Source organism: Leuconostoc kimchii IMSNU 11154, from assembly GCF_000092505.1.
Classification (GTDB): Bacteria; Bacillota; Bacilli; order Lactobacillales; family Lactobacillaceae; genus Leuconostoc; species Leuconostoc kimchii.
Genome location: NC_014136.1, coordinates 852966 through 874339 on the forward strand (window position 1 = coordinate 852966; position 21374 = coordinate 874339).

Sequence of the window (21374 nt, forward strand, 5' to 3'; positions counted from 1 at the left end):
GAGAATAGAAACATGAAAGTTGTATTTTTAGAAGATGTTAAAGGGCGTGGTAAGAAAGGTGAAATTAAAGAAGTACCTGACGGTTATGCAAACAATTTTTTGATCAAAAATAAAAAAGCAGAACCTGCGACGGGCAAAAATTTAGGCGCAGTTAAGGGACGGCAAAAAGCGGAAGAAAAAGCCGCTGCAGAAGATTTAGCCGCTGCAGAAGCATTAAAAGAAAAGATTGAAGCAGAAAACTTTGTGGTTGAAGTAACAGGTAAGTCTGGTGCTGATGGACGCTTGTTTGGGGCAGTTTCGACAAAACAAATTGTTGCAGCATTGGCTGAACAAAAACAACTTAAAGTAGACAAGCGTAAGCTTAACCTCAATCAACCAATTCATGCACTCGGTTATACAGATGTGCCATTAAAGTTACATCGTGAAGTGACAGCAAACTTACGTGTACATGTCAGCGAGGGTTAAATATGGATAATCCGGGATCATACGAATACAGGCAAGTACCACAGGATGTGGATGCAGAGCGTGCGGTACTCGGGGCCATTTTCTTCGACGTCAAATCAGATAACGCGGTGGTTACAGCCAGTGCTATTATAGAAGCAGATGATTTTTACAGGCAAGCACATCAAACTATTTTTAAAGCCATGCAGCAATTGATTGATGAGCAACGTCCGATTGATATGTTGACGTTGCAGGACAAACTTAATAGTATGCAGCAGCTTGATAATATTGGTGGTATGGCTTATTTGGCAGAAATTTCTGAGTCATCAGCCTCTTCTGCTAACTTAAAACATTATGCCAATATTGTACGCGAAAAAGCTATTTTGCGACGTATGATTGATACATTAACACGTAGTATGTCATTAGCTTATGATGCATCTGAGCCAAGCGAGGAAATATTAGATACGCTTAATCGTAATTTGGATAATTTGGCTGAAAATCGTGGGGATGAAGATTTTCAAAAAATAAAAGATGTACTACAAGAATTTCAATCAAATTTGGATAATGCTGTTGAAAATGATAATGATGTTGTTGGTTTAGCAACAGGGTATCCAGAGCTTGACAAATTAACACATGGCTTTCGAGAAGATCAAATGATTGTACTTGGTGCACGTCCAGCAGTTGGTAAAACAGCCTTTGTTTTAAATATTGCTAAAAATGTTGCGAAATCTGAACAGGTTCCTGTCGTTGTATTTAGTTTGGAAATGGGTGCAGTTGATTTAGTGACCCGACTAGTTGCTGCTGAGGGTGCAATTGATTCAAATCATTTGACTACTGGACAGATGTCACAAGAAGATTGGCAATCATTAACCTTAGCTATGCAATCTTTGGCTAATATGCAAATTTATATGGATGATACACCAGGTATTAAAATCAATCAAATTAGTGCAAAATTACGAAAATTAGAGAAAGATATTGTCAGTGATATGCAACCCGAACAGCGAATTAATAATCCGCATCCAATAGGTATGGTTATTATTGATTATCTTGGTCTAATCGAATCAAATAATAAGGAAAGTCGTCAACAAGCGGTTTCCGAAATATCACGTTCAATTAAAAAATTAGCAAAAGAATTACATACACCTATTTTAGCGCTGGCACAACTTAGTCGTGGTGTTGAACAGCGAACAGACAAGCGTCCGGTATTGTCTGATTTGCGTGAATCAGGATCTATTGAACAGGATGCTGATATTGTCGCTTTTTTGTATCGAGATGATTATTATCGTAATGATGGAGATGAAGATGATAGCGATCCACGCGATGAAGAAGAGGCAGTACCGATTGAAATTATTTTGGAGAAAAACCGTGCAGGTGCGCGTGGTACAGCCACGTTAATGTTTAATAAGCCAACTTTTAAATTTAGTCCTATGGCACCTTTGTTTAGAGATGATCCTAATGCAGGACCAAATGGTAGTGCTAGTTGGTAACAAAAAGTTGACCATAAGGTTAGTATAAATTAAAAAAGTAACTACCAATATCAAATTGGTAGTTACTTTTTTGTTGCTATCATAGCCAGATTCTTTAGTACGTTGTTCTAGCAAAAAATTATTTTGTTGCAATAATTTCAATTGCGATTTTAGCTTGTTTGGGTAAAGCAGCAACCTGAATGGCTGAACGTGCTGGTAGCGTATCAATTGCATTAGCACCAAAATAGACTTCATAAAGTTTGTTCACGCTGGTGAAGTCATTAAGATCATCGAAGAATAATGTTGTTTTAACAACATCTGCTCTGGAAAACTCAGCTGTGTGTAAGATGGCATCGATGTTTTTAAAGATTTGTTGGGTTTGTTCTATCGTTGTGTGGCCGACAAATGTGTCAGTTTCAGGGTCAATACCGATTTGACCAGAAATGTAGAGCGTATTATCAGATTGAATGGCTTGAGAGTAGGGACCAAGCGCTTTTGGCGCTTGCGTTGTTGCGATGACTTTTTTTGACATGAATATGTCCTCCTGCCAAATATTCTATGATAAAGCTAACAAATTAGCAATTAATAACAATCAATACATTATAATGCGTTGGTTGATGATAAGATTAATCATGCTCTGATAAATCTGCAAATGGGGCACCAATCATCGAAGACACGTCAGCAGGCTTTATTTTGTCTGAACGACCAAGCTCACCACCACTAACCAAAAAATAATCAGCATGTTCAGCCGTTGAGTCAATAAAAATGGGGAAGTGCTTATTTTGCCAAATACCTATTGGATTATTGGCGCCGTGAATATAACCTGTTGTTTTTTTCAAATCTTTTAGTGGTAACATGACGACCTTTTTGTTACCAGATGCTATCGCGAGTTTTTTCATGGACAGATGTTTTGTAATGGGTAAAACAGCAACGACTGGTCCAGTTTTGTCGCCAAACGCTGCAAGGGTTTTATAGATATCATCATGTTTAATATTAAACGTGTGAAGAATTGTGTCCCGTTCCGATTCAGTCTTGTCTAGAATATTTAATGTTAGTGATTCATAAGTAACATCATGTTTATCCATAATTTGTTCTGGAAGTGTTTTTTTAATTTTTTTCTTTGTCATAGTCATTTTATTTTACCACAAATTGGAACAACCAAAAAGTCGCGCGGTCAGACCAATTTGTGATATAATTTTAACATTATGTCAGAAGCCATTTATGTCACCGTACAAGCGGATATTAAACAAAAAATTTACCAAGGTGAGTTTCCTAATTTGAAATTACCTGATGAAAGGTCACTTGCTGAGCAATATGATGTGTCACGTTCGTCGATCAAACGTGCATTGAACGTGTTAGTACAGCAAGGTGTTATATTTAAAAAACGAGGAAGCGGTACCTTTGTGAACCCACTTTATTTGAAGAATAACGCTATTTTTCAACATGAGGGTTCAAATTTAGGTGTTTCTGATTCCTTTCGTGTTGATGGAAAAGCACCAAGTATTGAATTGCTTGATTTTCAAGTGCTTTCAGCAACTCCTGAACAACAACAGGCGCTCTTTTTAAATGAGGGTGATTTTGTCTACGAAATTAAACGGTTACGACGTCTAGAGGGCGTGCCGTTTATGATTGAACGTGGTTATGTTCCTATTTCAGTTGTACCAGGGTTAAATAAAGAAATTGTGTCTGGATCAGTGTATGAGTATATTGAAAATACGAAACATCGGACAGTGACCAAGTCGTTTATGACGATTATGGCCGAGCCATCAAACATAGAAGATCAAACCTTATTAGAGCTTAAAGCTAATGAACCAGTTGGTATTATGGAGGGCATATTTTTTATGGATGATGGGACACCACTAGAGTTTTCAACCATGCGCTTACATTATCAGTATTTACGATATAGCGCGTTTGTTAGTTTAGATACTGAATAATTGCATAACAACAATGATAAAAAACTGCTAATCTTTTTGAAGGTGATTTTCTCCAACCAACGTAAAGTATTGGTAGTTTTTTGTTCTTCTTTGGCAATGACTTGTGAGAAAGGTGTATACACATGGGAAGATAATGGCTATTTAGATTATTAGTATTCTGTTTACCTCAACTTTTTTAAAATTGTATAATTATGGTATTTGATGGTACACAAGATTCTGAATGATGTTCAAATTTGCTTGAGGCATCCGCAGTTTATTTATAAGAATGTCAAATAATTGATTGGAATTGTGAGGGTCACTGATGGTTAATAGCATAGCGACAAGACTAGGTGCTTTAATAAGATTAAATAGAATAAAATTGGGAATGACACAATTTCAACTTGCTGAAGATATTTGTTCTCAAGCTATGATCAGTAGCATTGAGCGGGGCATCGATGTACCAAATGTTATTTTATTCAAAAAAATTTGTAATCGATTACAAATAAAAGAGACAAATCAATTTTTGGATCATGCTATGCACATGACAAGCTTTGATAGTTTTAGTCGCAAGATATTTGATATGTGTAAGAAACACAATTACAAAGGGATGATTGAATTAATGGACAACAGTAATATTTTAGATGAATTAATTTATGATCAGGACATACAAACATATTACTACTATTATTCGTGTGCTTTATATCAACTAGAAATTAATACCAAAGAAGCCGTTCGCTATTTAAACTTAGCTATTCATATGACGATGAAGCAACCTTATCATCCGAAATCGGCGCTTGAAATGTTACTAATCAATGGACTAGCCGTGTTATATCTAAAAATAGGTTATGCTGACAAGGCAGTACATTTATTTGAGGCCGTTTATAGACAATTTATTAAGACTAAGGTGTCAAGCGAAAATTTAAACGCCATATCTTATCACTATGGTAATTATTTATATCAAGAAGAAAAATATCAAGAGGCGTTAGCCATTCTTTTAAATGGCTTTGATGATGTAGTCAGAAAGCAATCTTATTTTATGCTGGCTGAGTACGCACTAAGTGTTGCTCATTGCTATGAAAAACTGGGAAATAGTAAAAAGGCTACTGACTATCAGAATAAGCATTCGGTGCTTATCGATATTGTCAACTTAAAAGTTGAATAACTATTTTACACGGTGAAAGATTGTTATTTCGCTAAGAAAATCTTAGGTGACATAAAAAGGCATGGTATCTTCAAATGAAAAATATTGTTATAACAGGTGGTACATCAGGTGTAGGGCTGTCAATTGCTGAGGCATTGAGTATTGATAACTACGTCATTATTATCGGTAGGCACAAAGAAAAGGGGGAAGCAAGTGCAAGAAGATTAGGAAAAAGTGTTACTTTTATACAAGCAGATCTATCTATGCCTCATGATGTTAACAGACTACAAAATCATTTAAAAGAGACAATTGATAAAATTGATGTTCTGATTTTAAGTGCGGGTGTTTTTCCTAATAACGGCAGGGAAAATATAACGCAAAATTTAATGAGTCATTACAATGTTGCTATGAAAGTAGCGCCCTTGTTGCAATCTGGCAAATTATTGCTGGTTTCGGGTAATCCAAAGGCGGTTAACATGGTACCAATATGTGAGAAACAAACCAATTATTTGGAACGGGCTGCGTGGGTGGTAACTCATAAAACATTATTAATGATTTACTTATCAGAAAAACTAAAAATTTATCATATTAAGGTTAATAGTTTTTTTCCAGGTGATGTACAAAGTAATTTGATGCCGTATACGAGAAATCTAACGAATAAAGAAGTACCCGTTGCAAGGCATCTGGTGTTCGAACCGTCTGTGAATCAAAAAAGTGGCGCATTTTTTGATTCACATGGGCATGAGGTACAACTTAATGAACGAAAGTATAATTTTGTGGCAGCTGAAAGTGTTTTATCCGCATATATTAATACAACATACTAATAATTAAATCTAGTGGTTAAATAGTATTAGTAAAGTTTGACAATTGGTTCGTACCAACAATAATTGTGAGCCAACCAAAATACGCCTAGACCTGAACCAATCTAGACTATTCTCTTGAACAAAACATAATAATAAGTTATACTTGAAGAGTAAATAACGGAGAAAAGTTCGCGGTTTACGATTCTCTCAAAAAATAAGGAGTATTAAATCTCATGGTAGATTTTAATTCAAAAGAGTACTTGGGACTCGTTGATAAGTGGTGGCGTGCTACCAACTATTTGTCAGCAGGGATGATCTTCTTGAAGAGCAACCCTTTGTTCTCAGTTACTAACACACCAATTGAAGCTGAAGACGTTAAAGTTAAGCCAATTGGTCACTGGGGAACAATTTCAGGACAAACATTCTTGTATGCTCATGCGAATCGTTTGATCAACAAGTATGATTTGAACATGTTCTATATTGGTGGTCCTGGGCATGGTGGCCAAGTTATGGTTACTAACGCCTACTTAGACGGTGAATATACTGAGGATTATCCAGAAATCACACAAGATTTAGAAGGTATGAGTCGTTTGTTCAAGCGTTTCTCATTCCCTGGTGGAATCGGATCGCACATGACTGCCCAAACACCTGGTTCATTGCATGAAGGTGGTGAATTAGGTTATTCATTATCACACGCATTCGGTGCCGTTTTGGACAACCCAGAACAAATCGCATTTGCTGTTGTTGGTGATGGAGAAGCCGAAACTGGTCCATCAATGACTTCATGGCATTCAACAAAGTTCTTATCAGCTAAAAATGATGGTGCTGTATTGCCAATTTTGGATTTGAATGGTTTCAAGATTTCAAACCCAACAATCTTTTCACGTATGAGTGATGAAGAAATCACAAAGTTCTTTGAAGGTTTGGGTTATTCACCTCGCTTTATTGAAAATGATGACATTCATGATTATGCGGCTTACCACGAATTAGCAGCTAAAGTGTTGGATCAAGCAATCGAAGACATTCAAGCAATTCAAAAGGATGCACGTGAAAACGGTAAGTACGAGGATGGTACTATCCCTGCATGGCCTGTGATTATTGCACGTTTGCCAAAGGGTTGGGGTGGTCCAACACACGATGCCAAGGGTAATCCAATTGAAGATTCATTCCGTGCTCACCAAGTGCCATTGCCTTTGGAACAACATGATTTGTCAACTTTGGATCAATTTGAAGCATGGATGAATTCATATAAGCCTGAGGAATTATTCAATGCTGATGGTTCATTGAAAGATGAATTAAAGGCAATTGCACCTAAGGGCGACAAGCGTATGTCAGCCAATCCAATTGCTAACGGTGGACGTCGTCGCGGTGAAGAAGCAACTGATTTGACTTTGCCTGATTGGCGCCAATTCACTAATGACATTACTAACGAAAACCGTGGACATGAGTTTGCAACAGTTACTCAAAACATGGATATGACAACCCTTTCAAATTATTTGGAAGAAGTTATGAAGTTGAACCCAACTTCATTCCGTGTGTTTGGTCCTGATGAAACAATGTCAAACCGTTTGTGGAGTCTCTTTAACACAACTAACCGTCAATGGATGGAAGAAGTTAAAGAACCAAACGATCAATATGTTGGTCCTGAAGGCCGTATTATTGATTCGCAATTGTCAGAACATCAAGCAGAAGGTTGGTTAGAAGGTTATACATTGACTGGCCGTGTTGGAATTTTCGCTTCATACGAATCATTCTTGCGCGTGGTCGACACGATGGTAACACAACACTTCAAGTGGTTGCGTCATGCGTCAGAACAAGCATGGCGTAATGATTATCCATCATTGAACTTGATTGCAACGTCAACTGCGTTCCAACAAGATCATAATGGTTATACACACCAAGATCCAGGTATGTTGACACATTTGGCCGAGAAGAAGTCTAACTTTATTCGTGAATACCTACCAGCCGATGGGAACTCATTGTTAGCTGTTCAGGATCGCGCATTCTCAGAACGTCACAAGGTTAATTTGATTATTGCTTCAAAGCAACCACGTCAACAATGGTTTACTGCTGATGAAGCTGATGTATTAGCTAACGAAGGTTTGAAGATTATTGACTGGGCTTCTACTGCACCTTCTGGTGATGTTGACATCACGTTTGCATCTGCCGGTACAGAGCCAACAATTGAAACATTAGCTGCCTTGTGGTTGGTTAACCAAGCCTTCCCAGAAGTTAAGTTCCGCTATGTTAACGTTGTTGAATTGTTACGTTTGCAAAAGAAGTCAGAACCTAACATGAACGATGAGCGTGAATTGTCAGATGATGAATTTAACAAGTATTTCCAAGCTGAAAAGCCAGTAATCTTTGGTTTCCATGCCTATGAAAACTTGGTAGAATCATTCTTCTTCGAACGTAAGTTCAAGGGTGATGTCTATGTCCATGGTTATCGTGAAGATGGTGATATCACAACAACATACGACATGCGTGTTTATTCACACTTGGATCGTTTCCATCAAGCTAAGGAAGCTGTTGAAATTCTGTCAGCTAATGGTACAATCGATCAAGCTGCTGCTGATACATTCATTGAAAAGATGGATGCAACACTTGCAAAGCATTTCGAAGTTACTCGTAATGAGGGACGTGATATTGCAGAATTCACTGATTGGAATTGGTCACCTTTGAAGTAATTTAATCTTAGACTTAATTCAAATCATTGTATGATTTGAAACATTAATAAAAGAAGTGAACCAGACATATGTTTGGTTCACTTCTTTTATGTTTTTAATAACTCGACTGTTAGTTGTAGAAAAGGAACGCGAGAATTTGTTAAAAAAGGATGAACGTGCAGATAAATTAGATGAGGTGTGGGATATTTATGATGAAAATAGGCAACTAACAGGGCGTAAACATTTACGAGGGAGAAAACTTGGCATTGGTGAGTATCATTTGGTAGTCAATGCATTAATATTTAATGTTGATGGTCAAATATTAATGCAACAACGATCATTTAATAAAATGAGCTATCCAGGTATATGGACAACGGCTACAGGTGGTTCTGCCCTGACTGGTGAAAATAGTCAACAAGCGATTATTCGTGAATTATCAGAAGAATTGTCTTTATCCGTGACGCCGAATCAGTTACAATTTGTCAACTCAATTCAGTATACAGATTGGATTGAAGATTGGTTTGTTGTGTCTACTGATATATCAATAAGACAGTTAGTTTACCAACGTTCAGAAATTGAAGCGATACGCTGGACGACTTTAAAGGAAGCAATAAAAATAAATAATTATAATGGTGTAAATGACAGTACCTTGTTAACTAAAGCGCGAGCATTACTTTTTAATAACGATAAAACAAATAGTTATACATGATGATGATCATATTTATATTGTAAATTACTGTGAAGTTTGATAAAATGTTGTTCTTATGTGTTATTTTAAAATAAGGAAAAAAACGGAATTCATTTGAAATAAATTATAAATTAATGTTTTTATGATGAGGGGACATTCATGTCTGATTTTTTAAAATTAGATCGTAATATTCAATTAAGAATGGTAATCATGTTTATTACAATTGCTATTGGATCATCTGTTGGTCCTAATATGACAATCTACTATGTTTCTTACTTTGGTGCTGGTATCACGGGTATGTTGTTAGTTTTTGTCCAAATAGCAGGGTTTATAGCAGGATTATATGGTGGTCATCTGGCTGACGTGTGGGGCCGTAAACGTGTGATGTTAAGTGGTATTGGTTCAATGGCTATTGGCTATACGATTGCAGCAGCTATGAATTCACCAATTTATATTAATCCATACGTGACTTTTTTTGGATTCTTACTGGCCACTGTTGGCATGAGTTTCGCTTCACCCGCAGAAGAAGCGATGATGATTGATGTTTCAACATTACAAAATCGTAAATTCATCTATGCGATGATGTATTGGGTTGTTAACCTTTCTGTTATGATTGGTGCTGCGTTGGGTGGGTGGTTTTTTAAAACAGCACGATTTGAGTTATTAATTGGGACAGCAGTTGGTGCAATTATAAGTTTACTTATTGTTTTGATTTGGATTACTGAAACATTCCAGAAAAAAGAACGACAAAACAAGGGACAATCGGTGTGGGATGTATTAAAAAGTTATCGGACAGTATTTTCAGATAAACGCTATTTAAGGTTTATGATAGCAGGAATTGGTGCTACTGTTATTTTTTCATCACCAGATTATTATTTAGCAGCTCATTTGGCACAGACATTTCATAGTGTCACTGTGCTAGGCATACCGATTTTTGGGCAACGGATGTTGTCAGTCATTACTATTGTAAATACTTTCATGATCGTGCTATTGATGGGAACCATGACAAAATTGTTTGCAAAATGGTCAAATCTCAAAGCTAATTTTGTGGGCATTGCCATACAAGGCGGTAGCTTTGCGTTGATGTTTTTACTCACTGATTTTTGGCCGCTGTTGATAGTGGCAATTATTTTAACAATGGGTGAAATGATTGTGACGCCAGCTAATCAATCATTACGAGCTGAGATGATGAATCCAAATAAAATTGGTGCGTATAGTGGCTTTAGTGCAGCAACGAGACCAGTTGGCTATATTTTATCGTCAGGCATTGTTAGCATATCAGTTTTCATCGGTAACATTGGTGCAGCAGTATTGTTACTTGTGGCTACAGCCGTGAGTATGTGGTTTACGTATCTGGCTGTTGTGATGCTTCGTGAGAACAGAACAATGTAGTCACTTAAATATGTTAAGGAGTGGTGTGGTTTTAATGCACTGTAATCGCTTTCTTTGCTATAATATAATTATGATCTTACAAAATGCAAGATTTATGATGATAGAGACTAATGCGTTTATTTTTAACGAAGGAGAGAAAGTAACTGTGAACGAGTTATTGCCAATTTTCTGACGATGACGAGTGCTCTGATTACAAAAACGACACACAATATGTCAAAAATTAAAATTGTTTCCATTGATATTGACGGTACACTACTTAATGATCAACGAGAAATTACCCAAGAAGTGAAATCAAGTATTCAGCAAGCCTTGGAAAACGATGTTAAAATAGTGATTACAACTGGGAGACCTTTACCAGGTGTTCGTGATATTTTATCTGAATTGGGCATTCAAGGTAGTGATCAGTATGTCATCACCTATAATGGTGGTTTGGTTCAAACGGCAGATGGCGAAAAAACATTATTTCGACAACCATTGGGTGTTAAGGCGTTTCAAGAGGTTAACAATTTTATGCGAACGCAAGATACTTACGTACAAGTTGAGACGCACGATGCTGCCTATACGACAAACCATAGAATCCATCCTTGGGCAAGTTTTGAAAATAGCCTAGTGAATTTGCCATTATTTGTTTTGGATACAGAAAACGAGCTAGAGAAGGTTGAATTCATTAAGGCAATTGCTAATGCTGAAAGTAGCGAGTTGGACAAAGTACAAGCGGCAATACCAAATGAAATTTCAAATCATGTTAATGTGATTCGATCGACGGCTAATAACTTAGAATTTATTGACCGCCAAGCTTCTAAAGGAAATGCTTTGCTTGCTTTGGCAGATGTTTTAGACATCGAACACGTACAAACGATGGCTATTGGTGATCAAGCAAATGATTATTCAATGATAGAGCAAGCTGGTGTCGGCGTGGCAATGGGGAATGCAATCCCAGAATTAAAAGCTATTGCTGATTATGAAACAGCTACCAATAATCATTCAGGTGTGGCGCAAGCCATCAAGACTTTTGTGTTGGATTAACCCAATATAAAATAATTAATTTTAGAAAACTGTTTTAAATAGAAAAAAATATGCGGAGGTCGCAAAATGAATGTATTATTATCAGGAGAAGTAACAGAATTAGTTGGAGAACCCTTAAAGGTTGGTGAAACGTTACCACATTTCAAGTTAGAGGATGAGCGTGGTGATAAAGTTAAGACCGCTGATTTAGTTGGTAAACTCACTTTGATCTCTGTTGTGCCAGATCTAAATACCGGTACTTGCTCATTGCAAACACGTCACTTTAATCAATCAGTTGATCAATTTAGTAATGTGCAATTTTTGACTATTTCGACGAACTCTGTTGCAGAACAACGTGACTGGTGTGCAGCTGAAGGGGTACACAATTTGCGTATGCTATCAGATGAGCAAGAATCATTTGGTTATGCTACAAAGCTTTATGTACCAGCACAAGGATTCGATGCACGTGCTGTTTATATTGTTGATGAACAAGGTGTCGTCCGTTATGCACAAATTGTCCCTGAAATATCGGAAGAACCTAATTACGAAGAGGCATTGACGGCATTAAAGTCATTTTTGACAGCATAGTAGCATCGTTTATTTTAGTAAACAGTAACAATAATGACGATTAAATCTATTTTTAAAGGATTAACAAAGCGTTGAACGTTAGTGGCTTTTGTTAATTTTTTTTGTTAAAATAAACATGGACGTGAATTTCACATAAAATAGTTGGAGCTAAACATGCCAGAACCTAAATTGAAACTTTTTTCATTAAGCTCAAATGAGCCACTTGCAAAAAAAATTGCTGAATCAGTTGGCGTGCCTTTGAGCGAGATATCTGTCAAGCGATTTGCTGATGGTGAAGTACAGATTAACATTGAAGAGAGTATTCGTGGCGATAACGTTTTCGTTATCCAATCGACTTCTGCTCCTGTCAATGATAACTTGATGGAGCTGTTGATTATGATTGATGCGTTGCGTCGTGCATCTGCCAATCAAATTAACGTCGTCTTGCCATATTATGGCTACGCACGTCAAGACCGCAAGGCGCGATCACGTGAGCCGATCACAGCAAAGCTTGTTGCCAATATGTTGGAACGCGCAGGAACAACTCGTGTTTTGGCACTAGATTTGCATGCTGCGCAAATTCAAGGTTTCTTTGATATTCCAATGGACCATCTGCAAGCTGCGCCATTGCTGGCTGACTATTTGATCGAGTCGGGTATTGCGGATAAGCATAACTCAGTTATTGTTTCCCCAGATCATGGTGGTATGACTCGCGCACGTAATTTAAATAATATGCTATCATTGGAGTCACCTGTTGCTGTTATTGACAAGCGCCGACCAAAACCAAATGTTGCTGAAATTGGTAGTATTGTTGGTGATGTTCAAGGTAAAACAGCGATTATGATTGATGATATGATTGACACTGCTGGGACGATCACGCAAGGTGCTGAATTAATTATGGCTCATGGTGCTAAAGAAGTATATGTTGTTGCCTCGCATGCCGTATTTTCAGGACCTGCTGTTGAGCGCCTGCAAAATTCTGTTTTCACAAAAGTTATTTTGACAGATTCTATTAATTTACCAGAAGACAAAAAATTTGACAAACTTGAGATTGTTTCTGTGGGCGAATTAATTGGTGAGGCTATTCGTCGTATTAGTAATAATGAAGCAATTTCGTCGTTATTCAAGAGTCGTTTCCATCGTCGTTCACATTAAACAAGAAATATTGTATGATTTTGACATTAAAGCCGATTTTATCGGTTTTTTTTGTGTTAAATATTACAGAATGACAGAAAAATGATATACTTAAACATAGATAAACTATTAGAAACACGTTAGGAGAACGTCCATGAGTAAAATTTTGGTTGTGGATGATGAGAAGCCAATCTCAGATATCATTAAATTTAATTTAACAAAAGAAGGCTATGAAGTTATCACGGCAGCCGATGGTCAGGAAGCGTTGACAATTTTTAACGAAGAAAAGCCGGATCTTGTTTTGCTTGATCAAATGTTGCCTGAAATTGATGGTGTTGAGGTATTACGGCAAATTCGTTCCAAATCAGAAACGCCAGTCATTATGGTAACAGCTAAGGATTCTGAAATTGATAAAGTTTTGGGATTAGAAATGGGTGCCGATGATTATGTGACTAAACCATTTTCTAACCGAGAATTGGTAGCGCGAGTGAAGGCTAATTTGCGTAGCCGTAAAGCTGTAGCGCAGGCACAAAACGCTGATGATTCGGTGGCAAACACAGAAGATATAGAGTTAGGGGATTTGACAATTCATCCTCAAGCTTATATGGTATCTAAGTCAGGACAAGATATTGAACTGACGCATCGTGAATTTGAGCTATTATATTACTTAGCACAACATATTAGCCAAGTTATGACACGTGAGCATTTATTGCAACAAGTCTGGGGATATGATTATTTTGGTGATGTCCGAACAGTAGATGTTACAGTAAGACGTTTACGTGAAAAAATTGAAGATAATCCAAGCCATCCTAATTGGTTGGCAACACGTCGTGGTGTTGGCTATTATTTACGCCCAGATGCGGAGTAAGCAATCTCTAAATCACAAATTGCTTTGCTCTGTAATCGGTATGCGTAGCATCGTGAAGAGGCTTCTTCTGTTTGATACACTAAGGAGACGGACGCAATGCGTCAGCAACTATGAACAGTAATATGAACTTTTTTAAATCTATACGTTTCCGCATCACGCTTGTTTTTGTGTTGCTGATGATTATCGCACTCGAACTTTTGGGTGCGTTTTTTGTGCGTCAAATAGAACAACAAAATTTAGCAACGTTTCAGCAGCAAATTACTTTACCAAAATATGTGACTGACCAAATCACAACAGCACTAAAAGATCGAGATGTTAATGCAGGTAACCATGCTATTCAAGATGTGTTGTCTGATTTAAATAATACAAATCTTCAAGAGGCACAGGTTATAGATAAGACAGGAACCATTCGTGGTACTCTATCCGTCTCAGGACAACAAACCATTGGTCAAAAGACAACGGACTTGAACGCACAAAAAGCCATTGCTGGGGAGCAATCTTTTTTAAAGTCACGAACAATTAATGAGAATGGTGAACGTAAGGAGCTTGTGACGACAACGCTTGGTGTCACAACGGATCGTGTTCGAGACATCACAGGCATTATTATTGTGAAGGCGAGTCTGTTACCGGTCTATCAAAATGTTAACAATGTGATGCGACTATTCGTCGTTGCAGGAATCATTGCGTTATTAGTTAGCATTATGTTAGCATTGTTTCTTGCTCGTACGTTGACACAACCTATCGCACAAATTGACGAACAAACGACTAAAATTGCGAATGGTGATTATTCTATGGTTAACCATATTTATGGATCGGATGAACTTGGTCATTTGGCGCAATCGGTTAATGAGTTGTCAACACGCGTTGAAGAGTCAACAGAGACAGTTAATGCTGAACGTAACCGTTTAGATTCAGTTTTGACGCATATGGCAGATGGTGTTTTAGCTGCTAATCGTCGCGGTGAGATAACAATTATTAATCAAGCTGCAGCAAATTTTGTTGGTGTTGATCGGGAAGAAGCAATTGGTAAAAATGTCGTCGATCTATTAAGGTTAAAAGGCAAACGTACATTACGCGATATGTTAGAGAATCTTGAAGATTTTCGCATTGATCTCTCTGATGATAGTAAAGATATACTAGTACAAGCATATGTTTCACTCATTAAACGCCAGTCAGGTTTTATTTCTGGTTTAGTCGTTGTTTTACATAATATTACTGAACAGCAACGCATTGATTCAGAGCGGCGTATGTTTGTTTCTAACGTATCACATGAATTACGAACACCGTTAACTTCAGTAAGATCATATGTTGATGCTTTGGCAGAGGGTGCCATTAATGATCCTGACATGGCTCAAAATTTTTTGGGTGTTGTACAAGATGAGACACAGCGGATGATCCGTATGATTAATGACTTATTGGCATTATCACGATTAGATCAAGGAACTATGGAAGTGAAGTTAGAAGTCATTAACTTGAACAGTCTGTTTAATTTCGTCTTAAATCGATTTGATATGATCATTGAAAACGATGCAAAAAACGCAGATACACCGAACAAAAGTTATAATATTCAACGTGAATTTACAAACGAAGATGTTTGGGTCGAAGTTGATCCAGATAAGTTTACCCAAGTGTTAGATAATATTATGAATAATGCGGTGAAATATTCACCCGATGGTGGTACGATAACTGCACGATTAATTAAAACAAAAACACGGGCTATTTTAAGTATTTCTGATCAAGGGTTAGGTATACCACGTAAAGACTTAGATAATATTTTTAATCGCTTTTTCCGTGTTGATAAGTCACGTTCACGTGCGCAAGGTGGGACAGGATTAGGATTGGCAATTTCTAAAGAAGTGGTTGAAAAGTTTAATGGGCGTATTTGGGTTGATTCCGTAGAAAATAAAGGCTCAACATTTTATATATCGTTAGCCTATGTTGATGATGTTGTCATTGAGGAGGAAGATTGGGATGCGGAATAGACGTAAATACTTCCAAGGGACACTCTTGAACATCGCCTTAGTTTTGGCCATTGCTTTTTCGGTAATTTTAACAGGATTTGTGTTCAGTTCATTTGGTAAAAATGAAGCGCCAAGTATATCTGAAAGTCAGCAACCAGAACAACGGTTGTTAGAAATGTTTCGACCAACGCAGTATATTGTGACCCAATCTAATGGTCAACAAAAGCTCGTGGTTAATGATACTGACGAAAAAATCAAGGGTATTCGACGGGCTGTCACACAGTCTACATTGGATGAGGCGCAAACCAAAACAGTCACAACCGGTCAAATAAAAAAAATTTTATCCACAAAAAAATCACAAATTTTCCGTTATCCTGATGTGATTCCTATCTCTTATTTTAATACACGGTATGAGCAACATATTGTGGCACAAAAAACTTTTAATTTTAATTATTTTGTATTACCCCTTGATCACAAAAAAGAAGGCTATTTTGTGAATACTAAGACGGATCAAGTCACGACAGTTAAAGTGAGTAAGTTGAATAGCGATCAGGTATGGCAACAGGTTAATAAATTACCAACTCATTTGACGGTTGATTTTAAAGCCTACAATGGGCGTGTCGTTCTTAATTATCCGCAAAAAATTAAGTTACCAGTGTATTCTTATTTGGTAAATCATCGTGATCCAAAAACATATGTTTCTTCGCTTTTAGGAACACTGAACCAATTAACAATTACACAAGATGATGCTGAGACGGTGTATACGAATAAATTAAATAATCAGCAGATAACCTATGACCCATCTTGGGAAACGGTTAAATTTGAAGATCATAATCCTAAAAACAAATTGCCGAAAACATATCTTGACCGATTAAATTCTAATTTTTCACAAATCAATTTATTACAGCTGGATTTAACGGATACGCGTTTTTATGAAAGCCAAGATAACGGTAAGAAAATTACATTTCGAACCTATGTTGAAGGCTTTCCAGTTTATTTTCAATCACAAAGCGGTGCAATTCATATGACCATGGACAATCATGGTAATTTGACAAGTACGTATTCTCTTAATGAACTAGGTGTGCCTGTTCCTAATAGGCAAGCGGATGTTGAGCTACCAGCAACTGAGACTGTCATTAAACAGTTAACAGATGCTGGCGTTAAGACAAGTGATTATAATTTTATTACGCCAGGGTATGAATGGTTAATTAACGAAGACAGTCAGGCAGCAGTTAACATGGAACCAACATGGATGATTGAAACACATGATGGTTGGCAGAGCGTGACATCATATTTGCGCAATCGGTAAATCCGGTTAACATAAAAACATCAGGAGGAAGATATGCAATTTAAACGACTAAAAGTATTAATGCTCGTTTTGTTTTTTTTGTTAGATATTTTTCTGCTTAACTGGTGGCGCGCAGGGCAAGTGCCTAATGAACAGGTGACAGATGCTAATGCTAATATTATTACTGAGATGAAGAAACAAAAGATTCAACTACCAAAATTTAGTACTACGGTTCACTATAGTGGTTATATTGCGGCGCAACGTGGTAATAAAGATACAATGGCATTACCATCTGGTTTGAATGTTACCACCAATCGCCAATCAGACATAGTAACTGTTAAACTCAAAACACCAGAATTACCAGAGAAAGAGACTGCCGTTTCTGAAAATAGTCAGAATCCATTGACAATTGCAAAACGGTCAGGGTATCGTTACAATTCTGTGTTAACGGCAGATAAGGCTAACTCTGACCGCGTGTATTCTCAGCGTATTAGAGGTTTACCGGTGATTGACGATAACGGAACGATGACATTTCAATATAATAAAGAAGGTAAAATCACTGGATTTATTCAGCGACAGCTTGTTAATGTGCAACGGCTTCGTGATGATCGTGCAACAATTACCGAAGAAGAAGCTATTGTGGCATTATATCGATATAACGAGTTAGATGGTGGCGATCGGTTATCTGCGGGATATTTATCATATGACAAAAGTCTAACTGTTAATGGGTATGATATTTATTTGCCAGTTTGGGCATTTGAGGCGCATAGTGGTAATGAAAAATATGTTTTAAAAATTAACGCTTTCACTGGTGATAATTTATCGGAATAATTTAATTTAATATTAATTTTTATACGTTATAATAACAATAATTCAATTAGTGGGTGATTAAAATGGCACAAAAATCATTAACAACAATCATAGTAACTGGCGCAATCGCGGGGATTATCGGCGGGGGTGTTGTTTTATATGGACAAAATAGTCTTGAAAATTTACAAACATCAACTCAAAAAGTAAATACAAAAGCGGACAAAACAGTCAAAATAGCCAACAATGCTACCGCAACGACAGCATACAATAAAATTTCTGATGCTGTCGTTTCTGTACTGAATTTCTCTAGGGATGGTAGCAATACTTATCAAGAATCATCTGAAGGATCAGGTGTTATTTATAAAAAAGCAGGCAGTGATGCTTATATTGTGACAAACAATCATGTTATTGATGGTGCTGCGCAATTACAAGTGATGCTGCATGATGGTAAGAAAGTAATTGCCACGCTTGTTGGTAAAGATGCAATGACTGATTTAGCAGTTCTAAAAATCAGTTCAGAAAATGTGAAAGCAACGGCAGAATTTGGTGATTCTAATAATATACAAGTTGGACAAAAGGTGCTTGCAATTGGCTCGCCTTTAGGCTCAGAGTACGCTTCTTCAGTCACTGAGGGAATTATCTCTGCTAAAAAGCGTTTGGTCGCAACAACTTCAGAGAATGGTCAAAATTATGGCGGGTCAACTGTTATTCAAACGGATGCTGCCATTAATCCTGGAAATTCTGGTGGTCCGCTGGTGAACTTTGCTGGGCAAGTTGTTGGTATTAATTCGATGAAGTTATCATCATCGTCTTCTGGCACAAGTGTTGAGGGGATGGGGTTTGCTATTCCGTCAGATCAAGTCGTAGATATTGTCAATAAATTAGTTAAAGAGGGCAAGGTAACGCGGCCGGCAATTGGTATCGGATTGGTTGAACTTTCTGCAGTTACTGTGGATGATCAAAAATCATTGCTTAAAATTCCGGCAAATATTACTGGTGGCGTGGTTGTAATGAGTACGACAAAAGACGGCCCAGCAGACAGAGCTGGATTGACAAAATATGATGTTATTACTGAAATTGATGGTAAAAAAGTCATGGGACAAGCTGAGTTAAGAGAAGCGCTATATAAGCATGACTTAAACGACACAGCCACCATTACTTATTATCATCATGAAACTAAAAAGACAGTGAAAGTTAAATTAACTCAAAAACTTGCAAACTAACGAATTTCGTTAGTTTTTTCTTTACCTTTTATTGACAAACTGATGAAAATAGGCGTTTTCTGATAATGTTGAAAACTAATGTAAAAATGTTGATAATCAATTGGAAACGTGAATAATTTGTTGATAACTAATATAATGTGTGTGGAAAACTACTGAAAAACATAAAGAAAGGTTAAAAATCGTAATAATCATACTTTGAAATGCGAATATTTACGGTAAAGTCGGGGTGATCTGTTTAATGTACGTGTTTAAGTCAAATAAGTGCGGGTTAAAGTGTTTAATTGTTAAATAAACGTCGTAAATATTAACGTTCTGTTTTATAATTATTTGTATCGTCAAGGGAACAAATGTGCTTATCCACAGTTGTGGATAAAAAAGTGGAAAACTGTGGATAAGTATTAATTAATAGGACATAATTTGTCCAAATAGCCGTAAAGAGGCTTTTAAAACTTATCCACAATTTTGTTTAAAAATAGAAAAAAATGTGGATAAATAATCATACGAACATGTAAATAACTGGTATAATAGCTTTACATAGTTTTTACAAACAAGTTGTTCGTGTGGATAATTGTGGATAAGTCAAACAACACAAATGTTTGCGCTATGGATAATATGATTAAGAAAGTTTAAAGTTGGCAGAATGAACATCAAATTAATTACAGTTGGTAAATTAAAAGAAAATTACCTTCGAGCGGGTATTGCAGAGTATACTAAACGGCTATCACGCTTTGCTAAAATAAACATGATTGAATTAGCTGATGAAAAGACACCTGAAAAAGCTAGTGATGCCCAGAATCAGCAAATTATGTCTAAAGAAGGACAACGTATTCAGGAAAAAATTGGCACGCGAGACTTTGTCATTGTATTAGCTATTGAAGGGCAACAATTAGCATCAGAGGATTTTTCAAAAAAAATGACTGATATTACAGTAGATGGGTACTCAGATATAACATTTATTATTGGTGGGTCACTCGGACTTGATCCAATGATTAAACAACGTGCTAATTTAAAAATGAGTTTTGGACTATTAACATTACCGCATCAACTCATGCGACTTGTCCTCATTGAACAAATATATCGTGCTTTTATGATCCAACAAGGTTCGCCCTATCATAAATGATTATAACCAATTAGCTAATCCAACTGTGTTGTTCTATAATATAGTAAACTATAATTTATTAAAAAGAGGTTAGATAATTATGAATGAATTTCCACAGGTCTTAACAATTGCCGGATCAGATTCAGATGGCTCAGCAGGTTTACAAGCTGATTTACATACATTTTTTATTCGAAAAACATATGGTATGAGTGTCTTAGTCGCCGCTGTGGCTGGAAATTCATATGGTATTCATGCATCTGAAACATTACCATTAGCGTTTATTGAGAAACAGTTTGACGTCTTATCTGATGATTTCAAGATTCGTGCTAGTAAAACAGGCATGCTATCTGATGCTACTTTAATTAAAACTGTTGTTCAAGCCTATCAGAAGTATGATTTTGGTCCACTAGTAGTTGATCCTGTCATTACTACGAAACATGGCGCGCAGCTTTTAGTTGACAGTGCGTTTCAGGCATTGAAAGAGTTACTGTTGCCTTTGGCTGAGGTGGCAACACCCAATTTTTTTGAAGCACAATTGCTGACAGGGGTGACAATCAGTTCAGAAGCAGACCAACGTGAGGCAGCTAAAGCGATTCAAAGTTTGGGTGTGAAAAACGTTGTTGTTAAAGGCTGGCATAATCAAATAGACCAATCTGAAGTGGCTGATTATGTTTTGCTAGCAGATGGCAGTGATTTTTGGTTGCGGCATCGTTATTTTGATACGACACATATTAATGGCACAGGTGATACATTAAGTGCCACAATTGCAGCCGAACTTGCTAAAGGAGAAACCGTCGAACAAGCCATTCGTGTTGGTCATGAAGTGACGACAACGGCTATCGAAAATGAGATTGCAGTTGGTCATCAGTTTGGTCCGATTAATCATTGGGCGGCGGCGAAAATATAAGT

The 21374-nt window shown here is 37.0% G+C and carries 20 protein-coding genes; 18 read left to right on the forward strand and 2 right to left on the reverse strand.

The window, feature by feature from the left end:
* Positions 1 to 12: 12 nt before the first annotated feature.
* Together rplI and dnaB are read left to right on the forward strand one after the other, a co-directional pair.
* Positions 13 to 465 carry a 50S ribosomal protein L9 gene (gene rplI / locus LKI_RS04720; RefSeq protein ID WP_013103029.1) on the forward strand — a complete coding sequence of 151 codons (453 nt, stop codon included), beginning with the start codon at positions 13 to 15 and terminating at the stop codon, positions 463 to 465.
* Positions 466 to 467: 2 nt separating this feature from the next.
* Entirely contained in the window at positions 468 to 1928 is a 1461-nt protein-coding gene (gene dnaB / locus LKI_RS04725) for a replicative DNA helicase (RefSeq protein ID WP_013103030.1), read from the forward strand.
* Between the two features lie 118 nt (positions 1929 to 2046).
* On the opposite strand, the gene LKI_RS04730 is transcribed toward dnaB, so the two are convergent.
* Positions 2047 to 2439, reverse strand: a complete 393-nt coding sequence (locus LKI_RS04730; RefSeq protein WP_013103031.1) for a RidA family protein — start codon at positions 2437 to 2439, stop codon at positions 2047 to 2049.
* Between the two features lie 94 nt (positions 2440 to 2533).
* Complete coding sequence (locus tag LKI_RS04735) at positions 2534 to 3034, reverse strand: aminoacyl-tRNA deacylase (RefSeq protein ID WP_041762838.1); 501 nt, start codon at positions 3032 to 3034, stop codon at positions 2534 to 2536.
* 78 nt (positions 3035 to 3112) lie between these two features.
* Between LKI_RS04735 and LKI_RS04740 the strand changes: the two genes are divergently transcribed.
* The 16 genes from LKI_RS04740 (at position 3113) to thiD (ending at position 21372) form a co-directional block, all read left to right on the forward strand.
* Positions 3113 to 3841 carry a GntR family transcriptional regulator gene (locus tag LKI_RS04740; protein ID WP_013103033.1) on the forward strand — a complete coding sequence of 243 codons (729 nt, stop codon included), beginning with the start codon at positions 3113 to 3115 and terminating at the stop codon, positions 3839 to 3841.
* A gap of 301 nt (positions 3842 to 4142) precedes the next feature.
* Positions 4143 to 4982: a helix-turn-helix domain-containing protein gene (locus LKI_RS04745; RefSeq protein ID WP_013103034.1), complete on the forward strand. Its 840-nt coding sequence runs from the start codon at positions 4143 to 4145 to the stop codon at positions 4980 to 4982.
* A gap of 74 nt (positions 4983 to 5056) precedes the next feature.
* Positions 5057 to 5785 carry an SDR family NAD(P)-dependent oxidoreductase gene (locus tag LKI_RS04750; protein ID WP_013103035.1) on the forward strand — a complete coding sequence of 243 codons (729 nt, stop codon included), beginning with the start codon at positions 5057 to 5059 and terminating at the stop codon, positions 5783 to 5785.
* A 212-nt stretch (positions 5786 to 5997) separates the two neighbouring features.
* Positions 5998 to 8451: a phosphoketolase family protein gene (locus tag LKI_RS04755; protein WP_013103036.1), complete on the forward strand. Its 2454-nt coding sequence runs from the start codon at positions 5998 to 6000 to the stop codon at positions 8449 to 8451.
* A 136-nt stretch (positions 8452 to 8587) separates the two neighbouring features.
* Positions 8588 to 9139 carry an NUDIX hydrolase gene (locus LKI_RS04760; RefSeq protein ID WP_013103037.1) on the forward strand — a complete coding sequence of 184 codons (552 nt, stop codon included), beginning with the start codon at positions 8588 to 8590 and terminating at the stop codon, positions 9137 to 9139.
* A gap of 138 nt (positions 9140 to 9277) precedes the next feature.
* Positions 9278 to 10510: an MFS transporter gene (locus tag LKI_RS04765; RefSeq protein WP_013103038.1), complete on the forward strand. Its 1233-nt coding sequence runs from the start codon at positions 9278 to 9280 to the stop codon at positions 10508 to 10510.
* A gap of 210 nt (positions 10511 to 10720) precedes the next feature.
* The gene (locus LKI_RS04770; protein WP_041762835.1) at positions 10721 to 11536 is read left to right on the forward strand and encodes a Cof-type HAD-IIB family hydrolase; all 816 of its coding nucleotides are present in this window, start codon (positions 10721 to 10723) and stop codon (positions 11534 to 11536) included.
* 66 nt (positions 11537 to 11602) lie between these two features.
* A complete protein-coding gene (gene tpx, locus LKI_RS04775; RefSeq protein ID WP_013103040.1) occupies positions 11603 to 12103 on the forward strand; it encodes a thiol peroxidase in 501 nt (166 codons plus the stop codon).
* 153 nt (positions 12104 to 12256) lie between these two features.
* Positions 12257 to 13237: a ribose-phosphate diphosphokinase gene (locus LKI_RS04780; RefSeq protein ID WP_013103041.1), complete on the forward strand. Its 981-nt coding sequence runs from the start codon at positions 12257 to 12259 to the stop codon at positions 13235 to 13237.
* Positions 13238 to 13370: 133 nt separating this feature from the next.
* Positions 13371 to 14084 carry a response regulator YycF gene (gene yycF, locus LKI_RS04785; protein ID WP_013103042.1) on the forward strand — a complete coding sequence of 238 codons (714 nt, stop codon included), beginning with the start codon at positions 13371 to 13373 and terminating at the stop codon, positions 14082 to 14084.
* Between the two features lie 110 nt (positions 14085 to 14194).
* The gene (gene walK, locus LKI_RS04790) at positions 14195 to 16066 is read left to right on the forward strand and encodes a cell wall metabolism sensor histidine kinase WalK (RefSeq protein ID WP_041762695.1); all 1872 of its coding nucleotides are present in this window, start codon (positions 14195 to 14197) and stop codon (positions 16064 to 16066) included.
* Entirely contained in the window at positions 16056 to 17354 is a 1299-nt protein-coding gene (gene yycH, locus LKI_RS04795) for a two-component system activity regulator YycH (RefSeq protein WP_013103044.1), read from the forward strand. Before walK ends, yycH begins: the two co-directional genes overlap by 11 nt.
* Positions 17355 to 17387: 33 nt before the next feature.
* Positions 17388 to 18164 (forward strand): two-component system regulatory protein YycI, encoded by a 777-nt coding sequence (gene yycI / locus LKI_RS04800; RefSeq protein ID WP_013103045.1) that lies wholly within the window; start codon positions 17388 to 17390, stop codon positions 18162 to 18164.
* Positions 18165 to 18226: 62 nt separating this feature from the next.
* Positions 18227 to 19366 carry a S1C family serine protease gene (locus tag LKI_RS04805; protein WP_013103046.1) on the forward strand — a complete coding sequence of 380 codons (1140 nt, stop codon included), beginning with the start codon at positions 18227 to 18229 and terminating at the stop codon, positions 19364 to 19366.
* Positions 19367 to 20006: 640 nt separating this feature from the next.
* A complete protein-coding gene (gene rlmH / locus LKI_RS04810; RefSeq protein WP_013103047.1) occupies positions 20007 to 20486 on the forward strand; it encodes a 23S rRNA (pseudouridine(1915)-N(3))-methyltransferase RlmH in 480 nt (159 codons plus the stop codon).
* A 79-nt stretch (positions 20487 to 20565) separates the two neighbouring features.
* Entirely contained in the window at positions 20566 to 21372 is an 807-nt protein-coding gene (gene thiD / locus LKI_RS04815) for a bifunctional hydroxymethylpyrimidine kinase/phosphomethylpyrimidine kinase (protein ID WP_013103048.1), read from the forward strand.
* Positions 21373 to 21374: the final 2 nt, after the last annotated feature.

Coding starts and splice junctions, on each gene's coding strand:
- rplI (WP_013103029.1), top strand. CDS start 13: ATGAAAGTTGTATTTTTAGAAGATGTTAAAGGGCGTGGTAAGAAAGGT.
- dnaB (WP_013103030.1), top strand. CDS start 468: ATGGATAATCCGGGATCATACGAATACAGGCAAGTACCACAGGATGTG.
- LKI_RS04730 (WP_013103031.1), bottom strand. CDS start 2,439: ATGTCAAAAAAAGTCATCGCAACAACGCAAGCGCCAAAAGCGCTTGGT.
- LKI_RS04735 (WP_041762838.1), bottom strand. CDS start 3,034: ATGACAAAGAAAAAAATTAAAAAAACACTTCCAGAACAAATTATGGAT.
- LKI_RS04740 (WP_013103033.1), top strand. CDS start 3,113: ATGTCAGAAGCCATTTATGTCACCGTACAAGCGGATATTAAACAAAAA.
- LKI_RS04745 (WP_013103034.1), top strand. CDS start 4,143: ATGGTTAATAGCATAGCGACAAGACTAGGTGCTTTAATAAGATTAAAT.
- LKI_RS04750 (WP_013103035.1), top strand. CDS start 5,057: ATGAAAAATATTGTTATAACAGGTGGTACATCAGGTGTAGGGCTGTCA.
- LKI_RS04755 (WP_013103036.1), top strand. CDS start 5,998: ATGGTAGATTTTAATTCAAAAGAGTACTTGGGACTCGTTGATAAGTGG.
- LKI_RS04765 (WP_013103038.1), top strand. CDS start 9,278: ATGTCTGATTTTTTAAAATTAGATCGTAATATTCAATTAAGAATGGTA.
- LKI_RS04770 (WP_041762835.1), top strand. CDS start 10,721: ATGTCAAAAATTAAAATTGTTTCCATTGATATTGACGGTACACTACTT.
- tpx (WP_013103040.1), top strand. CDS start 11,603: ATGAATGTATTATTATCAGGAGAAGTAACAGAATTAGTTGGAGAACCC.
- LKI_RS04780 (WP_013103041.1), top strand. CDS start 12,257: ATGCCAGAACCTAAATTGAAACTTTTTTCATTAAGCTCAAATGAGCCA.
- yycF (WP_013103042.1), top strand. CDS start 13,371: ATGAGTAAAATTTTGGTTGTGGATGATGAGAAGCCAATCTCAGATATC.
- walK (WP_041762695.1), top strand. CDS start 14,195: ATGAACAGTAATATGAACTTTTTTAAATCTATACGTTTCCGCATCACG.
- yycH (WP_013103044.1), top strand. CDS start 16,056: ATGCGGAATAGACGTAAATACTTCCAAGGGACACTCTTGAACATCGCC.
- yycI (WP_013103045.1), top strand. CDS start 17,388: ATGCAATTTAAACGACTAAAAGTATTAATGCTCGTTTTGTTTTTTTTG.
- LKI_RS04805 (WP_013103046.1), top strand. CDS start 18,227: ATGGCACAAAAATCATTAACAACAATCATAGTAACTGGCGCAATCGCG.
- rlmH (WP_013103047.1), top strand. CDS start 20,007: ATGAACATCAAATTAATTACAGTTGGTAAATTAAAAGAAAATTACCTT.
- thiD (WP_013103048.1), top strand. CDS start 20,566: ATGAATGAATTTCCACAGGTCTTAACAATTGCCGGATCAGATTCAGAT.